This is a genomic window from Inquilinus sp., assembly GCF_039594555.1.
Lineage (GTDB): Bacteria > Pseudomonadota > Alphaproteobacteria > DSM-16000 > Inquilinaceae > Inquilinus.
This window is the reverse complement of sequence record NZ_JBCNNF010000096.1, coordinates 1-19,030: the sequence shown is the minus strand read 5'-3', so window position 1 is coordinate 19,030 and position 19,030 is coordinate 1. Positions and strand designations below refer to the sequence as shown.

Sequence of the window (19,030 nt, the reverse complement as noted above, 5' to 3'; positions counted from 1 at the left end):
GGTGTAGGCGGCGTTCGAGCAGTTCGTCACCATCACGCCGTTCTACGGCTTCGCCGTCCTCTGCATCGACCATCCGGAGGTGCAGGCCCTGATCTCGCGGGTCACCGACCGGCGCATCATCACCTACGGATTCAGCCCGCAGGCCGACGTCCGCGCGGTCGATTTTTCGATCGAATCGCGCGGCTCCAGGTTCACTGCCGTGCTCCAGGACAGGCAGTCCGGAAAAAGCCGTATGATCCGCGATATTGTGTTGCCAATGCTCGGGCAACACAATATCCAGAATGCATTGGCCGCTATCGCCGTGGCCCATGAGATGGGAATGGACGACGGGCAGATCATCGAATCGCTGGCCCGCTTCAGCGGGGTCAAGCGCCGGTTCACCAAGACCGGCGAGTCGGGTGGCGTGACGGTGATCGACGATTATGGCCACCATCCGGTGGAGATCGCAGCGGTGCTGAAGGCGGCCCGGGCCGCGGCCCAGAAGCACAAGGTGATCGCCGTGGTGCAGCCGCACCGCTACACCCGCCTGGCCAGCCTGTTCCAGGAATTCTGCACCTGCTTCAACGACGCCGACATCGTCGTGGTCGCGGATGTCTATGCCGCCGGCGAGGCGCCGGTCGAAGGCGCCACCCGCTCGGCCCTGGTCGAAGGGCTGCGCGACAGCGGCCACCGCCGCGTGATCCCGCTGCCGGGGCCGGAGGCGCTGCCGCAGCTGGCCTATGACCTGGCCCAGCCGGGCGACTTCGTGGTCTGCCTCGGCGCCGGTAACATCACCGCTTGGGCCAACGCCCTGCCTGCGGAGCTCGACGCGCTGCGCGCCAAGAAGGTCGCGGGGGCTGCCCGATGACGAAGTCGGTCGCAGTCCTCTACGGCGGCTGGTCGGCGGAGCGCGAGGTCAGCCTCGTCTCTGGCAAGGCCGTCGCCGTGGCGCTGCGCGGCCGCGGCCACCGGGTCGAGCTGATCGATGTCGGCCGCGACGTGGAGGCGCTGCTGCGCGCCCTGCGGCCGGCGCCCGAGGTGGTGTTCAACGCCCTGCACGGCAAGGGCGGCGAGGACGGCACGATCCAGGGCGTCCTCGACATGCTCGGCCTGCCCTACACCCATTCCGGCGTGCGGGCCTCGGCCATCGCCATGTCGAAGCCGGCAACCAAGCAGATGCTCGGCTCGGTCGGCATCCGCAGCGCCCGCGGCGTGGTGGCGCCGCCGGAGCAGGTGGCCGAGCGCCACCTGCTGGAACCACCCTATGTGGTCAAGCCGGCCGCCGAGGGCTCCAGCGTCGGCGTCCGCATCGTCCGCGCCAATGACAACGTGCCGGCGATCGACCTCGCGGGCTGGGGCTATGGCGACGCGCTGGTCGAGGAATACGTGCCGGGCCGTGAGCTGACCGTCGGCGTGATGGGCGATCGCGCTTTGACCGTGACCGAGATCGCGCACACCCACGCCTTCTTCGACTACGACGCGAAATACACCGAGGGCCACGCCGTCCACACTTTGCCGGCGCGGGTGCCGGAGGACGTCGCCGCCGAGGCCATGCGCCTGGCGCTGCTGGCGCACCGCACCCTGGGCTGCCGCGGCATCAGCCGCACCGATTTCCGCTGGGACGACAGCAGGCCGGGGACCGAGGGGCTGTACTTCCTCGAGATCAACACCCAGCCGGGCTTCACCCCGATCTCGCTGGTGCCGGAGCAGGCGAAGCATGTCGGCGTCGACTTCGCCGATCTGTGCGAATGGCTGCTGGAGGATGCCGCATGCGGTCGCTGAGCGCCGAGCCCGACGCCGCGCGCCGGCGCGGCAGCGGCGGCACCTCGGTCCGTCGCAAGCCGATGGACCGGCGCCGCGCGGCGGCGCTGCGCCTGGGCGGCATGGCGCTGGGCGGCATCGCCGTGTTCGGCCTGCTGGCGGCGCTGTGGACCAGCGGCACGCTGACCGCGGCCGGGCGCGGCATCCACGGCGCGGTGATGAGCCTGACCGTGGCGGCCGGCTTCTCGGTGCAGGAGGTGCTGGTCGAAGGCCGCCGGTCGGTCGATGGCGGCGCCATCATGGCCGCGCTCGGCGTCGGCCGCGGCGACCCGATCTTCGACCTGGACCCGGACGCGGCCCAGGCGAAGCTGCTGGACATCCCCTGGATCAAGTCGGCCAGTGTCGAGCGCCGGCTGCCGGACACCGTCTTCGTCCGGATCGAGGAGCGGGTGCCGCTGGCGCTGTGGCAGAGCAATCAGAGCTTCAGCCTGATCGACCGCGAGGGCCATGTCCTGCCGGTGCCGTCGCTGGCCGATTATCCGGACCTGCCGATGGTGGTCGGCGGCGACGCGGCCGGCACCGCGGCGACGCTCATCGACGCCCTGTCGAAGACCCCGGACATCGCCCGCCGCATCCGCTCGGCCATGCGGGTCGGCGGCCGGCGCTGGGACCTGATGCTCGACAACCATGTCACCGTGAAGCTGCCGGATGGCGACGTCGCCGCGGCCCTGGCCCGGCTGGACGAGGCGCAGCGCAAGGATTCGGTGCTGGACCGCGACATCGTGGCGGTCGATCTGCGCCTGGGCGACCGCATGGTCATCCAGCTCTCCCCCGCGGCGGCCGCGCAGCGGGCGCCGTCCAAGGACAAGACCTGATGGGCGGCGCGGATGGCACTCATGGGATTTAACGCGATGCGCCGCCCCCGTACCCGGTCGCGGGGCTCCGTCGTTGCTGCGGTCGACCTCGGTACGACCAAGGTCGTGTGCTTCATCGCGCGCGTGGCCGATGAGGGCAAGGCGCAGGTCATCGGCATCGGCCATCAGGCCAGCCGCGGCGTGCGCGCCGGCGCGATCGTCGAGCTGGACGCGGCGGAGAAGACCATCGCGCTGGCCGTGCAGGCGGCCGAGCAGATGGCCGGCGAGACCGTCAACGAGGTGATCGTCAACCTGTCCGGCGGCCATCCGGCGTCGCAGAGCCTGTCGCTCGAGGTGCCGGTCGGAGGCCGCGAGGTCACCGACAACGACCTGCGGCGCGCCGCCCGCGCCTTCAACGGCAGCGTCGCCACCGACGCCGAGGTGATCCACGCCGTGCCGATCAGCTACGGCCTCGACGAGGTGCGCGGCGTGCGCGACCCGCGCGGCATGGTCGGCGAATCCCTTAGCATCGACCTGCACCTGATCACCGCAAATACCGGCGCGCTGCGGAACCTGACCAGCTGCGTCAACCGGGCCCATCTCGAGGTCGAGAGCGTGGTGCTGTCGCCCTACGCCTCCGGCCTGGCCTGCCTGGTGCCGGACGAGCGCGAGCTGGGCTGCACCGTGATCGACATGGGCGGCGGCACCACCTCGCTGGCGGTGTTCATCGAGGGCCGGCTGGTCTTCGCCGACTGCCTGCCGGTCGGCGGCGCCCATGTCACCAACGACATCGCCCGCGGCCTGACCACACCGGTGGTGCATGCGGAGCGAATGAAGACCCTCTACGGCTCGGCCCTGCCGTCGGTGGCGGATGACCGCGAGATCATCGACGTGCCGCAGGTCGGCGAGGAGGAGGACAGCCAGCCGACCCATGTGCCGAAGAGCCTGCTGACCGGGATCATCCAGCCCCGGATGGAGGAGATCTTCGAGATGGTGCGCTCGCGGCTCGAGGTCAGCGGCTTCGACAAAGCCTTCGGCCGCCGCGTGGTGCTGACCGGCGGCGGCTCGCAGCTGCAGGGCGCGCGCGAGCTGGCCCAGCTGGTGTTGGACAAGCAGGTCCGCATGGGCCGCCCGCTGGGCCTGGACGGCCTGGCCGAGGCGACGGCGGGGCCGAGCTTTTCGACGGCGACCGGCCTGCTGGCCTATGCCATTTCGGGGCCTGCCGACCTGGTCGGCTCGGGCCCGGGGCTGGAGGAGAGCGGCGCCTCGGGCGGCGGCCTCTTCAGCCGGATCGGGGGGTGGTTCCGTGACAACCTTTGATCCAGGACCAGTCAACCCGGCACGCCTGCCCATCCGGGGCGATGCCGGGAGTACGGACCGGACGGGTGGGAAGCGGTCGGGTGAATAGGGGACAGTAGGGGAGCTATCGACATGATCAATCTCAGCATCCCGCAGGGCGATATCAGCCTCCAGCCGCGGATCACCGTGGTTGGCGTGGGCGGCGCCGGCGGCAATGCCGTCAACAACATGATCCGGGCCAACCTGGCCGGGGTCGAGTTCGTGGTGGCCAACACCGACGCCCAGGCCCTGGCGGGCTCCGCGGCGCAGAAGCGGATTCAGCTCGGCGCCGGGCTGACCCAGGGCCTCGGCGCCGGGTCGCGGCCGGACATCGGCCGGGCCTCGGCCGAGGAGGCGATGGAGCACATCGTCGCCCATCTCGAAGGCGCGCACATGGTGTTCATCACCGCCGGCATGGGCGGCGGCACCGGCACCGGCGCGGCGCCCGTGATCGCCCGCGCGGCGCGCGAGCAGGGCATCCTGACCGTCGGCGTGGTGACCAAGCCCTTCCACTTCGAGGGCGCGCACCGGATGCGCATGGCCGAGCAGGGGCTGCAGGAGCTGCAGCAGTATGTCGACACCCTGATCATCATCCCGAACCAGAACCTGTTCCGCATCGCCAACGAGAAGACGACCTTCGCGGACGCCTTCCGGATGGCGGACGAGGTGCTGCATTCGGGCGTGCGCGGCGTCACCGACCTGATGGTGCAGCCGGGCCTGATCAATCTCGACTTCGCCGATATCCGCACGGTGATGGCGGAGATGGGCAAGGCGATGATGGGCACCGGCGAGGCCGAGGGCGAGCGCCGCTCGATCAGCGCCGCCGAGGCCGCGATCTCGAACCCGCTGCTCGACGACATCTCGATGAAGGGGGCCAAGGGCGTCCTGATCAACATCACGGGCGGCCTCGACATGACCCTGTACGAGGTCGACGAGGCGACCAACCGCATCCGTGACGAGGTCGACCCCGACGCCAACATCATCTTCGGCTCGACCTTCGATGAGACCATGGAAGGCAAGGTGCGGGTGTCGGTCGTCGCAACCGGCATCGACATGGCGGTCAACCAGGCGTCGCGGCCGCAGACCTACAGCACCACCACGCTGCCGGGCGGCGCGGCCAAGCCGCAGCAGCCGGCGGCGGCCGCCCCGGCACCGCAGCCGATGATGCCGGCCCGCCCGGCCGCGGTGTCGCCGCAGCGCTTCACCATGGCTCAGCCGGCGCCGAAGCCGGTCGCCTCGGCCCCGGTGGCCGAGCAGCCGGCCCCGATGGCCGCCGCCCCGGTCGAGGCGGAGCCCGAAGCGGACTACGCCGCGGCCGAGGACCATGCCGAGCAGGCTGTCGCCGAGGCTCACGAGCCGGAGGTGCAGCAGCAGGCCGCGGCCCGCGCCCCGTCAATGTCGGCGGGCGCCCGCCCGGGCTTCATGGCGCCGCGTCCGGCCCCGATGGCCGCGCCGCAGCCGGCGGCCCCGCGTCCGGTCGAGGCGGCTCCCGCCGCGCCGGCCGAGGGCCGCAAGAAGCTGGGCCTGTTCCGCCGGGTCACCGGCCTCCTCCGTGAGGAGGAGCAGCCGCAGGCCGAGGCGCATCACGAGCCGACGCTGCGCCAGGAGCCGGCGCCGCGCGCCGCCGCAGAGCCGGCGCGGGCCCCCGAGGCGCCGCGTCCGGTGGCGCAGCAGCGCCTGGCGATCGATGCCGGCCGCGCCCCGCTGCCGCGCAGCGACGAGGACGCGCTCGACATCCCGGCCTTCCTCCGCCGCCAGGCGAACTGAGGCCGGACCTGCCGCTCTACCCACCGGCCGCATGCTCCCCTCGCGGCCGGTGGGGATCTCTATTGATCTAGTCTCGCCGCCCGCCTCGCGCGGGCGGCTTTTTTGTTGGCCGCGGATTCGGGTCTTGCCTCGGCGTTGGCCTCGGCCTATCAGCAGATGTCCGATGCCCCCCTCGCGCCGTCAGTCCCGGCGGGGATCGAAGCCCGGCTAAGTCCTTGCTTCGATTGGGATCCGACCGCAAAGCTCCCGCGTAACACATCGAAACAAAGTGTGATTTTTTCTGGCGCGCCGGCCGGTCTAGGGTGCCTTTGTCCCGAAAGGGGCGTGCGATCAGCGCTTTATGGCGCGACGTGCATGTAAAGCGAAGCGAAGGACACCCCATCGTGGCTCACATCTCGGCGGAATCGGGTGCGGCAACGCAGAAGACGCTGAAGACCGCGATCAAGTGCACCGGCGTCGGGCTGCATGGCGGCCAGGACGTGACCATGGTGCTGCGTCCCGGTGAGATCAACACCGGCATCGTCTTCGTGCGCACCGACGTCCCCCAGGGCCGGCGCAGCGTCACCGCGCGCTGGGACAAGGTGACCGACACCCGTCTTTGCACCGTCATCAGCAACGCCCAGGGCGTCACCGTCGGCACCATCGAGCATCTGATGGCCGCGCTGCGCGGCTGCGGCGTCGACAATGCCGTGGTCGAGCTGAACGGCCCGGAGGTGCCGATTATGGACGGCAGCTCCGCGCCGTTCGTGTTCCTGATCGAATGTGCCGGGCTGGTCAGCCAGCCGGCGCTGCGCCGCAGCATCCGCGTGCTGCGCCCGGTCGAGGTCACGGCCGAGGACCGCTGGGCTCGGCTGACGCCGTCGGCCAGCACCACCTTCAGCTTCGAGATCGATTTCGCGAGCCGCGCCATCGCCCATCAGGAAGGCCTGATCCGGCTGGCGAACGGCAACTTCAAGACCGAGATCGCCCGCGCCCGCACCTTCGGCTTCGCCCAGGAGGTGGAGGCGCTGCGCCGCCACGGCCTCGCGCGCGGCGGGTCGCTGGAAAACGCGATCGTGGTCAATGGCGATCGAGTGATGAATGCCGAGGGTCTGCGCTACGAGGACGAGTTCGTGCGCCACAAGATCCTCGATTCGATCGGCGACCTGTACCTCGCGGGTGCTCCGATCCTCGGCCATTTCCACGGCTACAAGGCCGGTCACGCGCTGAACAACCAGCTGCTGCGGGCCTTGTTCGCCGACGACACCGCCTGGTGCTACGACACCAGCTTCGGCGCCGAGACCGCGGCCGAGCCGTGGGCCCGTCCCGCCGTCGCGGCCGTCGCTGCGCTGCCCACCGCCAACGCAGCCTGATCCCGTTCCGCTTGCCGCCGCCGTCCTTCCCCGATTCCCGTGGAGGGACGGCGTGCGTCCGTCTGCGGGAAGGCGTCTCGCCATTCGCGTTCGGGGTGGGTATATAGGGGCCCGGACAGAACCGAAGGCGATGATCGAGTGAACAAGCGTCTGCAGTTTCGCCACCTGGCGCGGGTCGGGCTCGTCCTGCCGGCCGTTCTTCTCGCCGCCTGCGGCGGTTCCTCCTCCGACAAGGACAAGCCCGCCGCGGACCAGCCGCCGGAGGCGCTCTATTCCCAGGCGCAGCAGGCCTTCGACGACAGCGACTACAAGACCGCCTCGACCCGGTTCGATGAGGTCGAGCGGCAGCATCCTTATTCCAGCTGGGCGACCAAGGCGCAGCTGATGTCGGCCTATTCCAGCTACAAGCGCGGCGACTATGACGGCGCGATTGTGGCGCTGGACCGCTTCATCAGCCTGCACCCGGGCAGCGAGGAACTGGCCTACGCCTATTACCTGAAGGCGCTCTGCTACTACGACCGGATCTCGGACGTCGAGCGCGACCAGCGCATCACCCAGTTGGCCACCAACGCGCTGAACGACGTCGTCACCCGCTTCCCCGACAGCGACTACGCCCGCGACGCCAAGCTGAAGCTGGACCTGACCTATGACCAGCTCGCCGGCAAGGACATGTCGATCGGCCGCTTCTACCTGAAGCGCGGCGAGTACAACGCGGCGATCAACCGCTTCCGCAGCGTGATCAAGAACTGGCAGACCACCAGCCAGGTGCCGGAGGCGCTGGAGCGGCTGGTCGAGGCCTATGTCGCGCTCGGCCTGAAGGACGAGGCGCGGCATGTGGCGGCGGTGCTGGGTCACAACTACCCCGGCGACCCCTGGTATCAGGACGCCTATGTGACGCTGACCGGTTCCGGCATCCGACCGCCGGACGAGAAGGACTTCTTCGACCGCACCCTCGAGTCGCTCTTCTGATCCCATGCTGGCCGGACTTTCGATCAGGAACGTCGTTCTGATCGAACAGCTCTCGCTTGGCTTCGCCGAAGGCCTGTCGGCGCTGACCGGCGAGACCGGCGCCGGCAAGTCAATCCTGCTCGACGCGCTGGGCCTCGCCCTCGGCGGCCGCAGCGAGTCCGGGCTGGTGCGGCACGGGGCGGACGCCGCGACCGTCAGTGCCGAGTTCCTGCTGCCCGACGCGCATCCGGTGAAGACGTTGCTGGCCGATCAGGACCTGCCGGTCGACGACACGCTGGTGCTGCGCCGCAGCGTCGGCGCCGATGGCCGCAGCCGTGCCTTCATCAATGATCAGCCGGTGTCGATCGGCCTGCTGCGCCAGATCGGCACCGGGCTGGTCGAGGTGCATGGCCAGTTCGACACCCAGGGGCTGCTTGATCCCCGCACCCATCGTGAGGTGCTCGACTCCTACGCCGGCGCCGAGGCGCTCGCCGCCGACTGCGCCAGGACCTGGGAGGGCTGGCGCGGCGCCCTGCGCCGGCAGGAGGAGGCGTTGGCCGAGGCCGAGCGGGCCCAGGCCGAGGAAGGCTTCCTGCGCCATTCGGTCGAGGAGCTGGAGGCGCTGGCGCCGGAGCCGGGCGAGGAGACGCAGCTGGCCGAGCGCCGCGCCCTGCTGCAGCATCGCGAGAAGGTGATGGAGGGCGTCACCGCCGCGCTCTCGGAGCTGTCCGGCGACCGCGGTGCCGAGCGGGCCTTGGTGGCGGCGCAGCGGGCGCTGCAGCGCATCGCCGACCGCGCCGCCGGCCGTCTGGATCCGGTGCTGGAGCAGCTGGGCCGCGCTTTGGACGAGGCGGCGGAGGCCACGGCCGCGATTGAGCGTTTCTCCACCGACATCGATCTCGACGCCGGCGAGCTGGAGCGGATCGAGGAGCGGCTCTACGCGCTGCGCTCCCTGGCCCGCAAGCACGGGGTGGAGACCGAGGCGCTGCCCGAGCTGCGCCGGCAATTCGCCGAGCGGCTGGCGCTGGTCGAGGACCGCGCGGCGGTGCTGGCGCGCCTGGCCGCGGCGGCCGCCGAGACCCGCGCCGCCTATGTCCAGGCCGGCGAGGCGCTGTCCAAGGCCCGGCGCAAGGCGGCGTCCAAGCTGGATGCCGGTGTTAAGGCCGAGCTGCCGCCCCTGAAGATGGAGCGTGCCCGCTTCGTCACCGAGGTCGAGCGGCTGGCGGAGAGTGATTGGGGGCCGGCCGGGCTTGACCGCGTCACCTTCCTGGTCGCGGCCAATCCCGGCAGTCCGCCCGGCCCGATCGGCAAGATCGCCTCGGGCGGCGAGCTGGCCCGCTTCATGCTGGCGATCAAGGTGGTGCTGGTGCATCAGCGCGGCACGCCCGGCACTCTGCCGTCGATGATCTTCGACGAGGTCGATGCCGGCATCGGGGGGGCCGTGGCCGATGCGGTGGGCGAGCGGCTGAAGCGCCTGGGGCAGCAGGTGCAGGTGCTGGTGGTCACCCACAGCCCGCAGGTGGCGGCCCGCGCCGATCATCACTGGCAGGTGCGCAAGGCCGACCGCGCCGGCGGCGTCGTCACCCAGGTGGCGCCGCTCACGGCGGAGGAGCGGCGTGAGGAGATCGCCCGGATGCTGTCCGGCGCGAAGATCACGGCAGAGGCCCGCGCCGCCGCCGACAGCCTGCTCGCCGCGCGGTCCTGATCGAACGGATCTCGCGCGACCGGGGCTGCAACCATTAGGATTTCCGGATGAGTCGACGGGCGGGGCGGCGCTGCGGCGTGCCCCGGGCCGTGTGAGGGAGGTGGTGATGAGCGACCAGGATCTGCGCGGCCGGCCGGTGGACGCGCTCACGCCCGAGGAAGCGGCAACGGAGCTGGAGGCGCTGGCCAGGGAGATCGCGGGGCACGACATCGCGTACCACCAGCACGATGCGCCAACGATCTCGGACGCCGAGTATGACGCGCTGCGCCGGCGCAACGCCGATCTGGAGCTGCGGTATCCCGAGCTGATCCGGCCGGACAGCCCCTCGGCCAAGGTCGGCGCGGCGCCGGCCGGCGGCTTCCGGAAGATCCGCCACGCCATCCCGATGCTGTCGCTCGGCAACGCCTTCACGCCGGAGGATGTGCACGACTTCCTGAGCTCGGTGCGCTCCTTCATCAAGGAGCTGCGCGACGACCCGGAGCGTCCGGTGGCGATCATGGCCGAGCCGAAGATCGACGGCCTGTCCTGCTCGCTGCGCTATGAGAAAGGGCGCTTCGTCCAGGCCGCGACCCGTGGCGACGGCAGCGAGGGTGAGGACGTCACCGCCAATGTCCGCACCATCAAGGACGTGCCGCAAAAGCTGCATGGCACGGCGCCGGACGTGCTGGAGATCCGCGGCGAGGTCTATATGGAGCGCAGCGACTTCGCAGCGCTGAACGCCCGCCGGGCCGAGGCGGGGGAGCCGATCTTCGCCAATCCGCGCAACTCCGCCGCCGGCAGCCTGCGCCAGCTCGACCCGTCGATCACGGCGTCACGGCCGCTGCGCTTCTTCGGCTACACCTGGGGCGAGGTGTCGGAGCCGCTGGGCAAGACCATCGAGGAGATCCGCAAGCGCTTCGCCGCCTGGGGCTTCCGCCTGAACGAGCCGTCGCGGCTGTGCCACAACGCCGAGGAGCTGCTGGCCTATTACGACGAGATCGGGGCGATGCGGGCCGAACTGCCCTTCGACATCGACGGCGTGGTCTACAAGGTCGACCGGCTGGACTGGCAGGAGCGGCTGGGCTTCGTCAGCCGCGCGCCGCGCTGGGCCACGGCGCACAAGTTCAAGGCCGAGCAGGCGCAGACCGTGCTGAAGGCGATCGACATCCAGGTCGGCCGCACCGGGTCGCTGACCCCGGTGGCGCGGCTGGAGCCGATCACGGTCGGCGGCGTCGTCGTCTCCAACGCCACGCTGCACAATGAGGACGAGATCAAGCGCAAGGATGTCCGCATCGGCGACACGGTGGTGGTGCAGCGGGCCGGCGATGTCATCCCCCAGATCGTGCAGGTGATCCTGGAGCGGCGGCCGGAGGGGACAGAAGAGTATGTCTTCCCCGATCATTGCCCGGAATGCGGCAGCCTGGCGGTGCGGGAGGAGGGCGGCGCCATCCGCCGCTGCACCGGCGGCCTGATCTGCCCGGCCCAGGCGGTGGAGCGGCTGCGCCATTTCGTGTCGCGCAACGCCTTCGACATCGAGGGGCTGGGCGACAAGCACATCCGTGCCTTCCACGCTGACGGGCTGATCAAGACCCCGGGCGATATCTTCCGGCTCGAGGCCCAGGACAAGGCCAGCCTCACCCCGCTGCGCAACCGCGAGGGCTGGGGGCCGAAAAGCGCGCAGAAGCTGTTCGAGGCGATCGAAAGCCGGCGCACCATCCCGCTCGACCGGCTGATCTACGCCCTCGGCATCCGCCAGGTGGGTGAGGCGACGGCCAAGCTGCTGGCCCGGCACTATGGCAGCTTCGCGGCCTGGCGGGCCGGCATGGAAGCGGCACAGGACCGCGAAGGCGAGGCCTATCGCGACCTGACGGCGATCGACCAGATCGGCCCGTCGGTGGCCGACGACCTGCTGGCCTTCTTCGCCGAGGAGCACAACCGCACGGTGCTCGACGACCTGGCGGCGCAGCTGACGATCGAGGATTTCGTGCGGCCGCGCGCCACCGCCAGCGCTGTGGCCGGCAAGACGGTGGTGTTCACCGGCACGCTGGAGACGATGACCCGGCCGGAGGCGAAGGCGCGGGCGGAAGCGCTGGGTGCCAAGGTCGCCGGTTCGGTGTCCTCGAAGACCGACTATCTGGTGGTCGGCGCCGATGCCGGTTCCAAGGCCGCGAAGGCGCGGGAGCTGGGCGTCACCACGCTGACCGAGCCGGAATGGATCGAGCTGATCGGCGGGGCGGGAGCCTGACCAGTCCAGCGCCCGGCGCAGCCGCCGGGGACGGAAAAGGGCCCGGGGGTGCTTCCCCGGGCCCTGCGAGTTTCCGATGTCCCCTAGGCTTCGTGTTTGAGCCGGCTCACAGCACGAAGTCGGCCGCCACCAGCGGGATGGCGCCGGTCAGGGTGATGGCGAAATCGGACACCTTGTCGCCGTTGATGTCGCCAGCAATGGTGGTGACGCTGCCGGAGATGGCATAGCGCAGCTGGCCGGCGACGCCGGTGTAAAGGCCGGTGCCGAGGAAGGTGAAGGCCTGGTCGCCGGCGACACCGGTGTTGGCATCGATCGCGCTTAGATCGATACGATCGGCCTCCGCGTGGCTGAAGTCGGTGATCAGGTCGGCATTCCCGACCGCGCTGTCGGTCACCGCCATGTAGTAGAAGCGGTCGGCCCCGACGCCGCCCGACAGCGTGTCCTTGCCGCCGTTGCCGACGAGGGCGTCGTTGCCGCCCCAGCCTTGCAGGACGTTGTTGACGGCATTACCGGCGATGCCGTCATTGGCCTGGCTGCCGGAGACGTTCTCGATACTGACCAGGGAATCGCCCGCGGCCTCGCCGCCGCCACCCGTGCCGGTGGTGAGGTTGACCGAGATCGCCGCCGTGCTCCCGTAATAGGTGGCGGTGTCGGTGCCGGCGCCCCCGTTCAGCAGGTCGGCGTCGGCGCCGCCGCGAAGCAGGTCGTTGCCGTCGCCACCCAACAGCGTGTCGCTGCCGCCGAGCCCAGACCCGGTGTCGTTGCCGGCGCCGAGGTCGAGGCGGTTGTTCTCGCCGGAGCCGGTGATGGTGTCGTTCTCATCCGTGCCGATGGCGTTCTCGACGCTCGACAGCCAGATTTCGTAACCGGGGAAATTGCTGTCGGTGAAGATGCCGTCCTGCAGGTTGATGGTGGCGGAGAAGCCGACGAAGATCACGGTCGACGCATCGAAGGTGTCGACGCCGGCGCCACCGAAGAAGGCCTCGCCGATGCCGCCGTTCCACCCCTGCTCGATGTAGAAGCGGTCGTTGCCGTCATTGCCGTAGATCTGGTCCTTGCCGCCGCCCGCTGTCAGCACGTCGTCGCCGGCACCGCCCTGGATCAGGTCGTCACCATTGCCGCCGCTGATGAAGTCGGCCCCGGCACCGCCCTGGATGTTGTCGTTGCCGTCATTGCCGTAGAGGGCGTTGTTGGCGCCGTCGCCGATGATCGTGTCGACCAGTTGCGTGCCGTTGACGTTCTCGACCCCGCTGATGGTGTAGGGGCCGCCGAAGCTGGCCACGAAATCATAGGTTCCGCCGGCCAGGTTCACGCTCGACCCGCGCGACGAGTAGTTGCTGAGGTCGAGCGTGTCGACCCCAGCACCGCCGGTGGTGTCGTCGCCGAACTCGCCGTCGCGGACGTAGAAGGTGTCGTTGCCGTCGCCGCCATTGATCGTGTCTTTGGAGAAGCCGCCCTCGATCCAGTCGTCGCCGGCGCCGCCATTGACCACGTCGATTCCGCTATCGCCGAACAGAACATCGTTGCCGTCACCGCCGTTGACGGTGTCGTTGCCGTTGTTGCCATGGATGGTGTCGGCGCCGCCATTGCCGTTCAGGGTGTTGTCGGCGGCGTTGCCCTGGATGGTGTCGTTGCCGCTGCCGCCATTGGCGTTCTCGATCAGCGACCGGCTGTCCCCGTTGTACTGAAGCGCGTTGAAGATGTTGCCGCGGGCAAAGCCGCCGTTCGGGCCGCCGCCGAGGAAGGCCAGCTGGGCCGAGGAGAAGACGGAGTAGCCGCCGGGATTCAGGTCCAGGGTCAGATTGGTGGTATAGTTCGACAGGTCGTAGGTGTCGACGCCGCCGCCGTCCCATAGCGTCGCGAAGATGCGGTTGCCGCCCGGATCGATCGCGATGGTGCCGTTGACGAAGGTTTCGCCGGTCGTCGGGCTCCAGGTATAGACCGTGTCGCCGCTGTTGATGGTGAAGTTCGCGCCGTACATGTACTGCAGGGCGGCGATGTCCAGCATCATGAAGGTCTGGGGCGCGCCCCAGGTCTCGTAGTTGTAGCCGCTCGTATCGTCACCGATGAAGGTGCGATAGGTCATCACCGAGAATTCGAGCGAATCATGGTCGGCCGGCAGGGCCCCGTAGACGCCGGTCTCGTGGCCGTGCTTCAGGCCCAGCGCGTGTCCGAGCTCATGGATGATGGTGTGCCAGTCGTAATTGCCCGCGGTCGGCAGGTCGCCGCTGGGCCCGAAGAAGGCGTCGCCGCCATAGACGGCAGTGCTTGGGTAGTAGGCATAGGCCGTGCCGGGATCGGTGGTGTTGACCACCCGGATCGTGCCGGTCCCCAGCCCGGTGCCGGCATAGGTGATGTCGAGGCCGGTGAATCCTTCGACCGAGAAGCCGCTGGCCCCGAGGGGCTGCGTGTAGGTCGCGGCGTTCAGCGCGAAATGGACGGCGATCATCTGCTGCGCCGTCATCTGGTGGAAGCCGGTGAAGGCCTCCGGATGGCCGGCCTGGTAGTCGGACACCGAATCCGGATCGCTGTAGGTGATCGAGCCGTCCGACCAGCGGACGCCGGCCAGGATGCCGTCGATCAGCTGGTTGCCGGATGCGGCCACGGTCGCCGTGGGATCGCCCGAGCCCTGCTCCTCCGGCTTCGGCGCGCCGGTGGTACCGATGGTGTGAGCGGGGACCACAAATCCGTCGGACCGGTCGCCGATCGCCGCGCGGATGGCATCGGCCGTAGGACCGCTGCTGGCCAGGACCGCGTCCAGCCGCGAGGCATCGGAGATCGTGTTGTGGAACACCAGGTCGTCCGACAGCTTCCGGACCGGTGAGTTCAGGTTGTCGTGGAAAAGATCGTTATCTTTCGAACCCAGAAGATCAGAATCAAGAATATGCGACGACGTCATGTCGGCTCTCCCCTACCGTGGTGAAGATCCGCAACCTTTAAGTGTCATCCGCAACGTTTTTGATTGGAGGTGGATCGTTCGAGCTCTGATCGGTTCCGGTATCGCGGAAGATCTGGCCCACGTTGGTTGTGCCTTGGGATCTTGTCGTGAAGATGTCGTAACCTTGCCCGATCAAGGCAAAAGATCTGTATAGCGGTCCTATCTCACTATAAGGGATCCCAATCGAAACGATCTTTTCCTAGACTAATCATTATAGATAAAATTGTTTGTGCTGTCAAGAAGTGGGGAACAGAGATAATCGCATGATCAAATTGCAACCTGGATGGGTACTGATGTTGGCTCTGTTCCCAAAACTTTTTCTGCGTATATCTCATGGTTTTGCCATATTTTAAGTTCATCGTTATCGACCCAATCTTTTCCCGTACAGTCGAGGAAGAGGCAGCGATGCGACGGATGAGGGTGGCAGAGATCGCGAGGGCCTGGGCCGGCCTCGCCTCGCTCCTGGCATTGCTGATGCTGTTCGCCGCATCGTCCGGGCCGGCGGAGGGCGGGGAGGGCCCGGCCCGGCCCGCCATGGCGCCCCCGCCGGATGAGCAGGCGGTGACGGCGCAGGAGTTTCGTGGCGCGGTGGACGACGGATCGAGCGCGGCGCTGATCCGTTTCATCGCGCGCCATCCCGATCAGGCCCTGGCGGAGGAGGCGCGGCGGCGCCTGGCGGGCCGGACGGTGCCGGACGGCCCGGCCCTGGCCGGCGATCCAGACGCCGCGGTCTATGCCGCCTTCGACGCGGCCCGCCGTGCCGGCACGGCCCGGGCCTACCGGGATTTCGCCCGGGCCTATGCCGGCCATCCGCTGGCGGCGGAGGCGGACCGGCAGGCGCTCGCCCTGCCGTGACAAATCCCGACGCGGAACATGGCCGTGCCCGAAAGCATCCGGCCCTTGCATTCCGTCCCAAACGGCGCACCATTGTCCCATGTGGCCAAGGAGGAGGCTGCTTTGGGAAACGCTCATCTGGAGAAGTGGCGGTCCCTGGTCGATGAGTTCAGGGAGAAAGCCCAGCAGCTCGAGCGGGACGAGCGGAATTCGTGCCCGGCTTGTACCGCGGAAGAGCGCGCCAGGGTCGCCGAGGCGCAGCACTTCATGGAAAGCAGCGGCATCGGCGAGGCGCTGTGCGACCTCGTGTGGGATATCCGGCGCTTCGTGGCGTGGTCCTGCCACGCCAGGGACCGCCCGGTGCCGCCGGAATACACCGAGCTCGAAATGGTCGCCGACAACATGAAGGATTTCGCCATTCGCTTCGCCTATCGCGGGCGGCGCTACGGCCTCACTTTCAGGGAACACGTGGCGTCGCATCCCGACCCGCATGCCGACACCCGCGGCGAGGCCTATCTTCTGGCGGACGGGACGGCGGTGTTCGGCGTGGCGATGGCGAGCCGGCCGGGCGCGGCCTATGACGACTGGCATCCGACCACGATCGAGGCCTTTCGTCCCGGCGGCTGGATCGCCGACCTGCTGGAGATGCATCGGGAGCACCAGCGCTGCCGGCAGGCGATGGAGGCGAAGGCGCGAGACGAGGTCACCAGCCGGCGGGCCGCGATGATCTCGCTGGAATAGGCGGCTGCCGACGTGCCTTACGCCTGCGTAATGCGCAAATGCTCGAACTGCGCCTCGTAGCCGGCGGCTTTCGGGCTGCAGGCGTAGACGCCGGCCAGCACCGGGCCGGCGCCGTCATCGGCGTGCAGCCGGGCGATGCGCAGCTGTACCCAGCGATCCTCGCCCTCCGGTGCCGCCTCGACGATGTAGTCGGCGCCGGTGCGGCGGATGCGGAAGCCGGTCGCGCCGCCCGGCCGGGTCGGCACGTCCTGGGTCGACCAGTCGGACCAGCCGGCATTGGTGACCACGGCGCCCAGGCGGCTGTGCTCCGCCGTCTCGAACTCGACCGAGGTCTTGATCCAGCTCTCCGGCGACAGGCGCACGATCAGCCCGGCCTGGTCATACTGGTGCAGGGGGCTGCCGCGCACCACCGTCTCGATCACGAAATCGCCCGCGACCGGCAGCGCCAGCACATGGCCGTTGTCGACCCGGAAGCCGTAATGCGTGCCCTGCCAGAAATCGGTCTGCGCCGCGGTGCGCAGCCGCAGCCCCTCCGGCCCGATCGACCAGTCCGGTGGCGGGTTGGTCCAGGCCAGGCGCGGGTCGAGGGACGGGAACAGGAAGCGCTCATTCAGGATCTCCACCGCATCCCTCCGCATGGCTTGATCACCGGGCCATGAGACGCGAGGCTGGGCGTTCCCGCAAGCTCCCGAGTGACTGACCGCATGCGCCTCGCCGTCCTCGCCGACATCCATGGCAACCTCCCGGCCCTCGAGGCCGTGCTGGCCGATCTCGGCCGCCGCGGCGCCGATGCCGTCGTCCATCTCGGCGACTGCGTCTCCGGCCCGCTCTGGCCGCGCGAGACGCTGGAGCTGCTGGTCGCCAAGGGCTGGCCGACCGTGCGCGGCAACCATGACCGCTGGGTGTCGGAGGACGGGGACGACTCGCCGCTGAGCTCCGACGGTTACGCCCGGCGGGAGATCGATGCCGCCGGGCGGGCCTGGCTCGGCGACCTGCCGATGCGGCTGGAGCTGCCGGGCGGCATCACCGCCTTCCATGCCCGGCCGGAGGACGACAACGCCTATCTGCTGGAGGATATCGAGGCCGGCCGGCTGGTGCAGGCCCGGGCCGACACCGTCGCCGCCCGGCTGGAGGGCGTCTCCGCGCGGATCGTGTTGTGCGGCCACAGCCATCTGCCGTGGCTGCTGCGCCTGCCGGACGGGCGCTGGATCCTCAACCCCGGCAGCATCGGTGCCCCGGCCTATGACGACCCGACCCCGCCGGCCCATGTCTCCGAATCGGGCTCGCCCGCTGCCCGCTACGCGATACTGGAGTTGGACGGAGACCGGGTGGCGGCGGAGCTGATCGCCATCCCCTACGACCACGACCGCGCCGTCCGCCGGGCGGCGGAGAACGGCCGTTCCGACTGGGCGTATCAGTTGGCGACCGGCTTCTCCTTGCCGCCCGTATCCTGACTCGTTTCGGTTCCGGCTGGACTGTCGCAGGGCCGGTCGTGCTATCCCGGCGGTGATGCCGTCCTGATCAAGGTTGTGGAGCCGGGTGCCCATGTCGCGTGCAAATGTCGTGTCGTTCCGCCGGGCGGCGCCGTGGTGGACCGCGTCGGCAGCCGGCCGGCTGGAGATCGACGGCGGCGTGCCCCTCAGGGGCGAAATCGCCGTCGCCGGCGCCAAGAACGCGGCGCTGCCGCTGATGGTCTGCGCCGCCCTGACCGATGAGCGGCTGACGCTGCGCAACCTGCCGCGCATCCTCGATGTCGCCATCCTGGCCGGCATCCTGGCTGAGCTTGGCGTCGATGTATCCTGGGACGAGAGCGGCCCGGCCCTGACCGGCACCCTGGGCGGCGCCGGCTTCGGCACCGGCCGGGTCGATTCGGCGCTGGTGTCCCGCATGCGCGCCTCCTTCCTGATCGCCGGCGCGGCGCTGGCCCGGCTGGGCCGGATCGCCCTGCCGCTGCCGGGCGGCGACGCCATCGGCCTCAGGCCGGTCGACTTCCATCTCGCCGGCTTCCGCCAGATGGGGGCGACCGCCGAGATCGAGGGCGGCGAGGTGGTGCTGAGCGCGCCGGGCGGGCTCCGCGGTGCCGCCATCGTGCTGCCCTTCCCGTCGGTCGGCGCCACCCAGAACCTGATGCTGGCGGCGACGCTGGCGAAGGGAGAGACCAGCATCACCAACGCCGCGCGGGAGCCGGAGGTGACGGACCTGGCCCGCTGCCTGGCGGCGATGGGCGCCCGCATCGACGGCATCGGCACCGACACGCTGCACATCACCGGCGTCGACCGGCTGCACGGTGCCAGCTATGACGTGCTGCCGGACCCCGTGGAAACCAGGCTATCGCCATTCATCGCGCCCTGTGCACCGCGCGCGCGATCGAGATCGGCGCGGTATTCCGGGTGCACCTTCTGCGTCACCTTCTGCTGCATCCAGGTGGCGAAGGCTTCGTTGAGCCACAGGTCGTCCCACCAGGCGAGCGTCACGGTGTCGCCGGTCCACTGGTGCGCGAGCTCATGCGCGGTGACGTTGAACGAACCGCGCACGTAGTTGGCCGGGGAATCCGGATCGAGCAGCAGCAGCCAGTCGCGGAAGGTGACC

Annotated in this window: 14 protein-coding genes and 2 pseudogenes; 13 read left to right on the top strand and 3 right to left on the bottom strand. The window is 69.5% G+C overall.

Annotation, left to right across the window (positions count from 1 at the left end; translation table 11 throughout):
• From ABDW35_RS12825 to ligA, 9 genes and pseudogenes are all read left to right on the top strand, one after another.
• Positions 1–847: pseudogene (locus tag ABDW35_RS12825) on the top strand (cyanophycin synthetase); the annotation flags it as partial.
• Positions 844–1,761, top strand: coding sequence for a D-alanine--D-alanine ligase (locus ABDW35_RS12820; RefSeq protein WP_343714257.1), 918 nt, complete (start codon positions 844–846; stop codon positions 1,759–1,761). The pseudogene ABDW35_RS12825 and the gene ABDW35_RS12820, both read left to right, overlap by 4 nt.
• The gene (locus ABDW35_RS12815) at positions 1,749–2,615 is read left to right on the top strand and encodes a cell division protein FtsQ/DivIB (RefSeq protein WP_343714256.1); all 867 of its coding nucleotides are present in this window, start codon (positions 1,749–1,751) and stop codon (positions 2,613–2,615) included. Before ABDW35_RS12820 ends, ABDW35_RS12815 begins: the two co-directional genes overlap by 13 nt.
• 36 nt (positions 2,616–2,651) lie before the next feature.
• Positions 2,652–3,914, top strand: coding sequence for a cell division protein FtsA (gene ftsA, locus ABDW35_RS12810; protein WP_343714255.1), 1,263 nt, complete (start codon positions 2,652–2,654; stop codon positions 3,912–3,914).
• 111 nt (positions 3,915–4,025) lie between these two features.
• On the top strand, positions 4,026–5,699 hold the full coding sequence (gene ftsZ, locus ABDW35_RS12805) for a cell division protein FtsZ (protein ID WP_343714254.1): 1,674 nt from the start codon (positions 4,026–4,028) through the stop codon (positions 5,697–5,699).
• A gap of 383 nt (positions 5,700–6,082) precedes the next feature.
• Positions 6,083–7,051: a UDP-3-O-acyl-N-acetylglucosamine deacetylase gene (gene lpxC / locus ABDW35_RS12800; RefSeq protein WP_343714253.1), complete on the top strand. Its 969-nt coding sequence runs from the start codon at positions 6,083–6,085 to the stop codon at positions 7,049–7,051.
• Positions 7,052–7,189: 138 nt separating this feature from the next.
• Positions 7,190–8,020 carry an outer membrane protein assembly factor BamD gene (locus ABDW35_RS12795; RefSeq protein ID WP_343714252.1) on the top strand — a complete coding sequence of 277 codons (831 nt, stop codon included), beginning with the start codon at positions 7,190–7,192 and terminating at the stop codon, positions 8,018–8,020.
• Between the two features lie 4 nt (positions 8,021–8,024).
• Positions 8,025–9,704 (top strand): DNA repair protein RecN, encoded by a 1,680-nt coding sequence (gene recN, locus ABDW35_RS12790; RefSeq protein WP_343714251.1) that lies wholly within the window; start codon positions 8,025–8,027, stop codon positions 9,702–9,704.
• A gap of 106 nt (positions 9,705–9,810) precedes the next feature.
• On the top strand, positions 9,811–11,928 hold the full coding sequence (gene ligA, locus ABDW35_RS12785) for an NAD-dependent DNA ligase LigA (protein ID WP_343714250.1): 2,118 nt from the start codon (positions 9,811–9,813) through the stop codon (positions 11,926–11,928).
• Positions 11,929–12,034: 106 nt separating this feature from the next.
• Here the strand turns inward: ligA and ABDW35_RS12780 are convergent, their stop codons facing one another.
• Positions 12,035–14,722 carry a M10 family metallopeptidase C-terminal domain-containing protein gene (locus tag ABDW35_RS12780; RefSeq protein WP_343714249.1) on the bottom strand — a complete coding sequence of 896 codons (2,688 nt, stop codon included), beginning with the start codon at positions 14,720–14,722 and terminating at the stop codon, positions 12,035–12,037.
• A gap of 558 nt (positions 14,723–15,280) precedes the next feature.
• Here ABDW35_RS12780 and ABDW35_RS12775 point away from each other — a divergent pair.
• Positions 15,281–15,721 carry a hypothetical protein gene (locus ABDW35_RS12775; protein ID WP_343714248.1) on the top strand — a complete coding sequence of 147 codons (441 nt, stop codon included), beginning with the start codon at positions 15,281–15,283 and terminating at the stop codon, positions 15,719–15,721.
• 18 nt (positions 15,722–15,739) lie between these two features.
• On the top strand, positions 15,740–16,441 hold the full coding sequence (locus tag ABDW35_RS12770; protein ID WP_343714247.1) for a hypothetical protein: 702 nt from the start codon (positions 15,740–15,742) through the stop codon (positions 16,439–16,441).
• 17 nt (positions 16,442–16,458) lie between these two features.
• Here ABDW35_RS12770 and ABDW35_RS12765 read toward each other — a convergent pair whose 3' ends face one another.
• A complete protein-coding gene (locus ABDW35_RS12765) occupies positions 16,459–17,064 on the bottom strand; it encodes a DUF1349 domain-containing protein (RefSeq protein ID WP_343714246.1) in 606 nt (201 codons plus the stop codon).
• 81 nt (positions 17,065–17,145) lie between these two features.
• On the opposite strand from ABDW35_RS12765, the gene ABDW35_RS12760 reads away from it, so the two are divergent.
• Both ABDW35_RS12760 and ABDW35_RS12755 read left to right on the top strand, forming a co-directional pair.
• Complete coding sequence (locus ABDW35_RS12760; RefSeq protein ID WP_343714245.1) at positions 17,146–17,895, top strand: metallophosphoesterase family protein; 750 nt, start codon at positions 17,146–17,148, stop codon at positions 17,893–17,895.
• Between the two features lie 91 nt (positions 17,896–17,986).
• A pseudogene (locus ABDW35_RS12755) lies at positions 17,987–18,754 on the top strand (UDP-N-acetylglucosamine 1-carboxyvinyltransferase); the annotation flags it as partial.
• Here ABDW35_RS12755 and ABDW35_RS12750 read toward each other — a convergent pair.
• Complete coding sequence (locus ABDW35_RS12750; protein ID WP_343714258.1) at positions 18,736–18,975, bottom strand: M1 family aminopeptidase; 240 nt, start codon at positions 18,973–18,975, stop codon at positions 18,736–18,738. The pseudogene ABDW35_RS12755 and the gene ABDW35_RS12750 overlap by 19 nt on opposite strands.
• Positions 18,976–19,030 lie beyond the last annotated feature (55 nt).